This window comes from Variovorax defluvii, from assembly GCF_039541515.1.
In the GTDB taxonomy this organism is placed as follows: domain Bacteria; phylum Pseudomonadota; class Gammaproteobacteria; order Burkholderiales; family Burkholderiaceae_C; genus Variovorax; species Variovorax defluvii.
Window position 1 is genome coordinate 25,446 of record NZ_BAABGJ010000068.1, and the last position, 7,895, is coordinate 33,340.

General features: G+C 67.9%; 8 protein-coding genes. 1 reads left to right on the top strand and 7 read right to left on the bottom strand.

Annotation, left to right across the window (positions count from 1 at the left end):
- Positions 1–44: 44 nt before the first annotated feature.
- Genes ABEA07_RS19300 through ABEA07_RS19330 form a run of 7 tightly spaced genes read right to left on the bottom strand, consistent with a single transcriptional unit; the run spans position 45 to position 6,727 of the window.
- The gene (locus tag ABEA07_RS19300; protein WP_345539843.1) at positions 45–884 is read right to left on the bottom strand and encodes a shikimate dehydrogenase family protein; all 840 of its coding nucleotides are present in this window, start codon (positions 882–884) and stop codon (positions 45–47) included.
- Positions 881–1,921: a Gfo/Idh/MocA family protein gene (locus ABEA07_RS19305; RefSeq protein WP_345539844.1), complete on the bottom strand. Its 1,041-nt coding sequence runs from the start codon at positions 1,919–1,921 to the stop codon at positions 881–883. Before ABEA07_RS19305 ends, ABEA07_RS19300 begins: the two co-directional genes overlap by 4 nt.
- 29 nt (positions 1,922–1,950) lie before the next feature.
- A complete protein-coding gene (locus ABEA07_RS19310; RefSeq protein WP_345539846.1) occupies positions 1,951–2,955 on the bottom strand; it encodes a TRAP transporter substrate-binding protein in 1,005 nt (334 codons plus the stop codon).
- A 44-nt stretch (positions 2,956–2,999) separates the two neighbouring features.
- Positions 3,000–4,280, bottom strand: a complete 1,281-nt coding sequence (locus tag ABEA07_RS19315) for a TRAP transporter large permease subunit (protein ID WP_345539848.1) — start codon at positions 4,278–4,280, stop codon at positions 3,000–3,002.
- On the bottom strand, positions 4,277–4,876 hold the full coding sequence (locus ABEA07_RS19320; protein ID WP_345539850.1) for a TRAP transporter small permease: 600 nt from the start codon (positions 4,874–4,876) through the stop codon (positions 4,277–4,279). Before ABEA07_RS19320 ends, ABEA07_RS19315 begins: the two co-directional genes overlap by 4 nt.
- A gap of 45 nt (positions 4,877–4,921) precedes the next feature.
- Complete coding sequence (locus ABEA07_RS19325; protein WP_345539852.1) at positions 4,922–5,782, bottom strand: sugar phosphate isomerase/epimerase family protein; 861 nt, start codon at positions 5,780–5,782, stop codon at positions 4,922–4,924.
- Positions 5,783–5,803: 21 nt separating this feature from the next.
- Positions 5,804–6,727: a shikimate dehydrogenase family protein gene (locus ABEA07_RS19330; RefSeq protein WP_345539854.1), complete on the bottom strand. Its 924-nt coding sequence runs from the start codon at positions 6,725–6,727 to the stop codon at positions 5,804–5,806.
- 174 nt (positions 6,728–6,901) lie between these two features.
- On the opposite strand from ABEA07_RS19330, the gene ABEA07_RS19335 reads away from it, so the two are divergent.
- On the top strand, positions 6,902–7,687 hold the full coding sequence (locus ABEA07_RS19335) for an IclR family transcriptional regulator domain-containing protein (protein WP_345539855.1): 786 nt from the start codon (positions 6,902–6,904) through the stop codon (positions 7,685–7,687).
- The last annotated feature ends 208 nt before the right edge of the window (positions 7,688–7,895 follow it).

Consider the following 7,895-nt stretch of genomic DNA (forward strand, 5'->3'; position numbering starts at 1 on the left):
TGGCGGACCACACGAAGTGGGGGAGCCTGGGGAAGAGCTTCATTTCAATAGGCGATCCGCGCCACCGCGCGCAGCTCGTCCGGCGTGGCGGTGCCGAAGCCGAAGAACTCGAGGTAGGCAGGGATCATTTCGAACAGCATGTCGGTGCCGACCTGCACGGCGCAGCCCTTCTCGCGGGCGGCGCGCAGCAGCGGCGTGAATTCGGATTTCATCACGACTTCGCCCACGAAGGTCGAGGGCGCGATGCGGTCGATGTCGAAGGGTAGCGGATCGTCCTTGTTCATGCCCAGCGGCGTCGCGTTGACCACGAGCTCGAAGCCCTCCGGGTCCTTGGAGCCGGTGCGCACCGCGAGCGCCGGATAGTGGGCCTTCAGGCGCCCGGCCAAGGCCTCGGCCGAGTCCGCGCGCGTGTCGAAGAGCGCGAGCTGCGCCACCCCGGCCGCCGCCAGCGAGGCCGCGATGGCCGAGCCCACCCCGCCGCTGCCCGAGACCAGCGCGCGCGCGCCTTCCAGCCGGCAGCCCTTGCGCTGCACGCCGCGCACGAAGCCGGCACCGTCGAACTGGTCGCCGACCAGGCGGCCGTCGGCCTCCTTGCGCACCGCGTTGCAGGCGCCGGCGATCTTCGCGGCCGGCGTGAGCTCGTCCACCAGCGACATCGTGGTGACCTTGTGCGGCATGGTCACCAGCGCACCGCGGATGTTGCTCATGCGGAACAGCAAGGGGAAGAAGGCCTCGTAGTCCTCCGGCTTCACGCCCATGGGCACGACGACCGCGTCGATGTCGCGCGCCTCGAACCAGGGGTTGTAGATCATGGGCGCCTTGAAGCTCTCCGTCGGAAAGCCGATGTGCGCGATGAGGGTGGTCTTGCCTGAGATGGTGGTCATGATGTGATGGGGACCCGAAGGCCGGTTCGTGCCGCCTCGTCGATGGCGAGCGTCACCGCGAGCGTGCGGATGGCGTCGCGCACCGAGACGCAGGGCGGCACTTCGCGCCGCACGACGGCGCAGAAATGTTCGAGCTGGCGGGCCAGAGGGTCGATCTCGCGGATCTCGACCTGGCTCTTGACCAGCGGGTTCCACCAGGAGGCCGCGCCGAGGTACTCGTAGACACGCAGCGTGGGCACGTGCAGCGAGCCGCGGGTGCCGGCGATCACGTAGCAGTCCTGGTCGGGATGGTGGTCGAAGTCGTGGTTCTCGCCCGAGCTCTGCTCCCAGCTGCGGGGGCTGGCGGCCACGTCGGAAAGCATCAGCGTGCCGAGCGCGCCGTTGGCGAAGCGCAGCGTGATCGCCACCGTGTCCTCCACCTCGAAGCCGCGGGTGGCACTGGAACTGGTGGCCTGCACTTCGACGATGTCGCCCACCAGGGCACGCAGGTTGTCGATCTCGTGGACCAGGTTGAGCAGGATGGGCCCGCCGCCCTTCTGTCGGCGCCATTCGGCGTCGAAGTACTCGTCGGGCTTGTGGAAGGTGGCGCTGGCCGTCACCGCCACCAGCCGGCCGAGGCGGCCGCTGGCGATGGTCTGGTGCGCGCCCTCCAGGATGGCGCTGTAGCGGCGATGGTGGCCCACCAGCACCGGCACGCCGGCGGCCTCGACCGCATCGGCCAGGCGGACGGCCTCCTGCAACGTGTCGGCCACCGGCTTTTCCACCAGCACGGGCAGGCCCGCCTCGATGCAGGCCAGTGCGCCCGACACGTGCAGCAGGTTGGGCGTGGCCAGCACCACGCCGTCGAGCCGCTCGGCCGCGAACATGGGCGCGAGCGCAGGGTACAGCGGCACGCCGGCTTCCGCGGCCAGCACCGCGGCGCTGGCATAGGGGTCGGCGAAGGCCGCGAGCTCGCATTCGGAGCTCGCGAGCATGCGCTTCCAGTGCGCCCGGCCGACCAGGCCGGCACCGGCGATCGCGAGACGCAGCTTGGACATGACGGGCCTCGTGTGCCTGCGCCGTGCGCCTACTTGCGCACCTTGGCCACTTCGGCCTGCAGTTCCTTGACGGCGGCCTCGCCCACGGTCGCCGAGTACTTGTCGATCACCGGCTTGACCTTGTCGCGCAGCTTGGCCAGTTCGGCCGGCGGCAGCTCGGTGACCGTCATGCCAGCCTTCTTGAGCTGTTCGAGCGCCCCGTCGGCCGCGGCGCGCGAGACCTCGCGCTGGAACTTCGTCGCCTCGGCGGCCGAGTCCTCGATGATCTTCTTTTCCTCGGCGCTCATGCCGTCCCAGGCCTTCTTGCTGATGATCAGCGCCTGCGGGTTGTAGATGTGGCGCGTCTGCGTGAGGTACTTCTGCACCTCGGCGAACTTGGAGGAGGCGATCACCGTGTTCGGGTTCTCCTGGCCGTCGACCGCCTTCTGGTCCAGCGCCGAATACAGTTCGGGGAAAGGCATCGGCGTGGCGTTGGCACCGAGGGTGTTGAACAGGTCGATGTAGATCGGCGACTGGATCACGCGGATCTTCAGACCCGCGATGTCCTCGGCCTTGGCCACCGGCCGCTTGCTGTTGGTGAGGTTGCGGAAGCCCAGGTCCCAGTAGCCCAGCCCGTGCAGGTTCTTTTCGTCGAGCTTGGCCAGCAGCTTCTTGCCGAAGGCACCGTCGGTCACTGCGTCGGCTTCCTGCGGGCTGTTGAAGAGGAAAGGCAGGTCATAGGCCGCGAACTCTTTCACCTGCGAGCTCAGGATGCCGGCATTGAGCACCGTGATCTCGACCGTGCCGCCCTGGAGGGCCGAGACGGTCTGCAGGTCCCCGCCCAGCGTACCGCCCGGGAAGAGCTTGACGCTGATCTTCTTGCCGGACTTCTCCGCCACCAGGTCGGCGAACTTCTGGGCGCCCTGCGCCTGGGGATGGCCGGTCTGGTTCTGGAAGGCGAACTTGAGGGTGCGCTCCTTCACCTGCGCCGCGGCGCCGCCCAGCAGAGCGACGGTGGCCAGCGCCACCAGGGTGTTGCGGAAGAAGTGGTTCATGGCAGGGGTCTCCTTGGTTGAAATTCGAATGCGCGTGCGGGCCGTCAGCCGCCGAGCAGGCGCGCCGGCCAGATGACGAGCTGCGGGAACAGCACCATCAGGAACATCATGGCGAACTCGGCGATCGCGAAGGGCATCACGCCGCGCGTCACGTCGTCCATCTTCATGCGCGCCACCCCCGCCACCACGTTGAGCACCGTGCCCACCGGCGGCGTGATGAGGCCGATCGAGTTGTTGATGATGAAGAGCACGCCGAAGTAGATCGGGTCGATGCCCGCGGCCTTGATCACCGGCATCAGCACCGGCGTGAGGATCAGGATGGTGGGCGTCATGTCCATCGCGGTGCCCACCGCCATCACCAGCACCATGATGACCAGCATCAGCAGCATCGGCTTGTCGATCAGCGGCTGCAGCAGCGCCACCAGCTTCGACGGCAGGTCGGCCACCGTGATGAGCCAGGCCGAGACCATCGCCGCTGCGACCAGGAACATCACGATGGCGCTGGTCTTGGCCGCCGCGACAAACATGCCGTAGAACTGCGAGGGCTTGAGCTCGCGGTAGACCACCGTGGCCACGAAGATGGCGTACACCGCCGCCACCACCGCCGCTTCGGTGGGCGTGAAGATGCCGAAGCGCAGGCCCACGAGGATGATCAGCGGCAGCATCAGCGCCCAGACCGATTCGCGCAGCGCCTTCCACATCTCGCCGGCGGTCTTGCGCGGCGGCGGCAGCACCTTTTCCTTGCGCACCAGCCACCACCAGGTGAACCAGAGCGAGGCCCCGATCAGGATGCCGGGGAAGATGCCGGCCAGGAACAGCTTGGAGATCGACAGGTTGGCCGCCACGCCGAAGATCACGAAGCCGATCGAAGGCGGGATGATCGGCCCGATCACGCCCGAGGCCGCGATCAGCCCGCCCGAGCGCGCCTTGTCATGGCCGGCCGCGACCATCATCGGGATCAAAAGCGCCGACAGCGCCGCCGCATCCGCCACCGCCGAGCCCGAGAGCGCCGACAGAATGCAGGCCGCCACGATGGCCACGTAGCCCAGGCCGCCGCGCACGTGGCCCACCACCGCCAGCGCGAGGTTGACGATGCGGCGCGACAGCCCGCCCTGGTTCATCGCCTCGCCGGCCAGCATGAAGAAAGGCACGGCCAGCAGCGGGAAGCTGTCGGCGCCGTTGATCACGTTCTGCGCCAGGATCTGCGCATCGAACAGGTCGAGGTGCCACATCAGCGCGACGCCGCACAGCAGCAGCGAATAGGCGATGGGCACGCCGATGGCCATGGCGCCCAGCAAGGCGCCGAGGAAGATGGCGATCGTCATGGCTTGCCGCCTCGACGGGCCTGTTCGGCCCGCGCGGCTTCCTCGGCGTCGCGGCGCGCCAGTTCGGCGTTGATCCGGTCGATGTCGCCCTGCTCTTCCGACTCGTGCACCATGACCAGCTCGGCATCGCCGAGCTGCCCGCTCAACGCGCGCCACAGGTCGTGCAGCAGAAACACGATCGCCGAGACCGCGAACACCACGCCGACGACGTAGAAGATCGCGACCGATGCGCCGGTGGTGGGCGCGCTCACGTCCCAGTTGATCAGTGTCTGCTGCCAGCTGCCGGTGAGCAGGAGGTAGGAGGCATACAGCATGAGCAGGTGCGCGACCACCAGGCACAGCTTCTTGCCCCAGGTGGGCAGCCGGGCGACCAGCATGTCGGTGCCCAGGTGGCCATGCTCGCGCACCGCGACGATGGCCCCGAGGAAGGTCATCCACACGAAGAGCCAGCGCGAGACTTCCTCCGACACCGTGATGCCCGAATTGAAGCCGTAGCGAAGCACCACGTTGCCGAACACCATGATGACCATGATGGCCAGCATCAGCGCCATCAGCCCCTCCAGCCCCCTGCAGTACCACGAGAAGATTCTTGTCATTGCCTGTCTCCTAGTCTCCTGTCTCCGAGTCGCCTCGTCTTCATTTCAGGTTGCTCTGCTGAGCACCGCCTCGCTGATCCAGCGCGCGCTCTTCATGCCGCGCTGGCCGACCACCATCGGGTCGGAGTTCACGTAGTCGTCGTTGAACACCTCGAAGGTGTAGTGGCCGCGGTAGCCCTTGTCCTCGAGCAGTTGCACCAGGTCGCGCACGTCGTGCAGCCCCTCGCCGGGAAAGAGCCGCTGGTGGCGCGCCAGCTCGATCATGTCGGCCTGGCGGTCGCTGTATTCGAAGAAATAGTCGGCCAGCTGCACCAGGAAGATCTTCTCGACCGGGACCTCGGCCAGCTGGGCCAGCGTCTGCGGCGTGTCGTCGCCGTGCACGGACATGTGGAAGCTGTCGAGATTCAGGCCCACGTTCTGGCGGTTGCAGCGCTTGACGATGTCCCAGGCCTGGTACCAGCGGTTCACGTGCCGGCCCCAGGACAGCGCCTCGTAGCAGATGCGGATGCCCAGCGGCGTGGCCAGCGTGGCGAGGGTGCGCAGGTCCTCGGCCGCGCGCTCCGGGTCGTCGATGGCCAGGGGCGAGGTGGTGGAGCACACCAGCAGCAGGTCGGCGCCGACCAGCGCCATCTGGCGCAACTGTTCGCGCGCCATCTCCAGGCGGTGCGGGCGCATGGCATCGGGCGCGCACTCGAAGTCGCGCAGCGGCTGGAAATCCGTCACCTTCAGGCCGCTGGCCTTGACCCGCTCGGCCGCCTTCTCGACGCCGGCGGGGTGCGCGACGAGATCGCGCGCCCACAGCTCCACGCCGGCGAAGCCGGCCGCCTTCATGCAGTCGAGCTTGTGGCCGAGGTCGCCTCCCATGGTGACGGTGTTGAAGCCGAAGCGGTCGAGCGAGATGGCCATGGTGTGGGTGCGCGCGGCCGGTCAGGCGACGCTGTCGGAGTGGTATCGCAGGGGCGCGTCGATCTCCGCGGCCATCGCGGCGGGGTAGATCAGTTCTCGCAGGAAGCGCGCGTCGTCCCGCACGCCGCGCGCGGCGGCGGGGTGCCCGAAGAAATCCAGGTAATGCGGCATCTGCTGGATCAGCATCTCGAAGCCGGCCTGGGCATGGAGGCCGCGCGCACGGACGGCTCGCACCAGCGGGGTCGGCTGGTTGCGCAGCAGGATGTCGAACACGGCCGCATGGGCGTCCAGGCGCGCCACGTCGAGCGGCAGCGCGTCGCTGTCCTGCAGGCCCAGCGGCGTGGCGTTGACGACCAGGTCATAGCCCGCCGGGTCGCTGCTGTCGACCGCGATCACGTTCGCATCGAAGAAGGCATCGAGCTTGGCCGCGACGCCGGCCGCCTTGCCGGCCGAGATGTCGTGGAAGGCGATGTGCTCGGCGCCGTTGACCGTGCCGCCCTCGGCCAGCGCCACGCCGGCCGCCGCGGCGCTCACGCCGGCGCCGAGGATCAGCACGCGCTTGCCCCGGTAGGGGATGTTGTAGTGGTCCAGCGCGCCCAGCAGGCCCTCGCCGTCGAACAGGTCGCCCTCCAACTCGCCGTTGGCGATGCGCTTGACCACGTTGACCGAGCCGGCCACCCGGCCGAACAGCCCGGCGCCGTCGAGCAGGTCCACCATCAGCGGCTTGTGCGGCGGCGCGATCACCATGCCGCGCACGTTGCGCGCCAGGAAGGCGGCCTTGGCGAAGACGGCGAAGTCGCGTTTCGACACGTGCACCGGCGCCATCACCGCATCGATGCCGAAGCGCTCGAAGACGGCATTGAACATGCGCGGCAGCCGCACGTTGGTGACCGGATCGCCAGGGATCAGGTAAAGGTCGGTGCTGCCTGCGATGGTTGGGGACATGGTGTCGGGACTCTCTGGCGTTGGCCGGGTGCGTGTTCGTCTATCGCGCAATCGGCCGGGAGCGGCGCTAATGTAGGCGGCCGGCTTGCGCAACCCAAGGGAAAGATTTCAGAATAGCGCGCTCATCGCTCCTTGGCGATCGATAATCGAACGATTTCAGGGTTTGTCCTCACGATGACCAGCGAATCCCCCCCTGCCCCGCCCGGCCTGGACAAGCGCGACTGGATCGCCGGCCTGGAGCGCGGCGTGTCCATCATCGAGGCCTTCGACGACGCCCATCCCCGCATGACCGCGAGCGAAGCAGGCCAGCGCACCGGCATGACGCGCACCGCTGCCCGGCGCTATCTGCTGACGCTGCAGCACATGGGCTACGTGGCCGGAGACGGCAAGCTGTTCTGGCTGACGCCGCGCGTGCTGCGCCTGGGGCAGTCGTACCTCGAATCGGCGCGGCTGCCCCGCATCGTGCAGCCCTTCCTGCAGCGGGTGGCGGCCGGCACGCATGAGATCGCCTACCTCAGCGTGATGGATGGAGACGAGGTGGTCTACATCGCGCGCAACGGCCCCAACCGCAGCATGAGCACCGGCTACGTGCTCGGCGCACGCGTGCCGGCGCAGGTGACGGCCTCGGGCATGCTGATGCTGGCCATGCGCAGCGACGAGGAGCGCAGCCACTGGCTGGCCACGCACGAACTCACCGTCTTCACCTCGCACACCATCTCGAGCAAGGAGCGCATGAAGCTGGAGCTGGCGCGCATCCGGGCGCAGGGCTGGGCGCTGTCGGAGCAGCAGCTCGACCTGAACTCGCGCGGCATCGCGGTGCCGCTGCGCGACCGGCACGGCGAACTGGTGGGCGCGCTCAACATCACCATGCCGATGGGGCATGAAAGCAGCGAGGACGCGGTCGCACGCGTGCTGCCGGTGCTGCGCGAGACGGCGCAGGCGATGCGGAACATGATCTGAAAAATTCGCGCGATCATCGCCTGGTATTTCTGCGACGAAATATCAGATTTTGATCTGAGCCAAACGGCCCCAGAATCGCGCCCCGCAAGGGGAGCGAGGCTGGCCGGACGCTGAAGCCGAGACCGGGTCTCCCCCTCGAATGTGCAGGGAGATCCAGGATTGAACAGAAAGCTCCATCGTCTCGTCTTCGATGCTGCGCGCGGGATGC

What these genes read in the sequence shown, in the direction of transcription:
- ABEA07_RS19315 (WP_345539848.1), bottom strand. Translation starts at nt 4,280, where the DNA reads ATGACGATCGCCATCTTCCTCGGCGCCTTGCTGGGCGCCATGGCCATC.
- ABEA07_RS19305 (WP_345539844.1), bottom strand. Translation starts at nt 1,921, where the DNA reads ATGTCCAAGCTGCGTCTCGCGATCGCCGGTGCCGGCCTGGTCGGCCGG.
- ABEA07_RS19310 (WP_345539846.1), bottom strand. Translation starts at nt 2,955, where the DNA reads ATGAACCACTTCTTCCGCAACACCCTGGTGGCGCTGGCCACCGTCGCT.
- ABEA07_RS19325 (WP_345539852.1), bottom strand. Translation starts at nt 5,782, where the DNA reads ATGGCCATCTCGCTCGACCGCTTCGGCTTCAACACCGTCACCATGGGA.
- ABEA07_RS19335 (WP_345539855.1), top strand. Translation starts at nt 6,902, where the DNA reads ATGACCAGCGAATCCCCCCCTGCCCCGCCCGGCCTGGACAAGCGCGAC.
- ABEA07_RS19300 (WP_345539843.1), bottom strand. Translation starts at nt 884, where the DNA reads ATGACCACCATCTCAGGCAAGACCACCCTCATCGCGCACATCGGCTTT.
- ABEA07_RS19330 (WP_345539854.1), bottom strand. Translation starts at nt 6,727, where the DNA reads ATGTCCCCAACCATCGCAGGCAGCACCGACCTTTACCTGATCCCTGGC.
- ABEA07_RS19320 (WP_345539850.1), bottom strand. Translation starts at nt 4,876, where the DNA reads ATGACAAGAATCTTCTCGTGGTACTGCAGGGGGCTGGAGGGGCTGATG.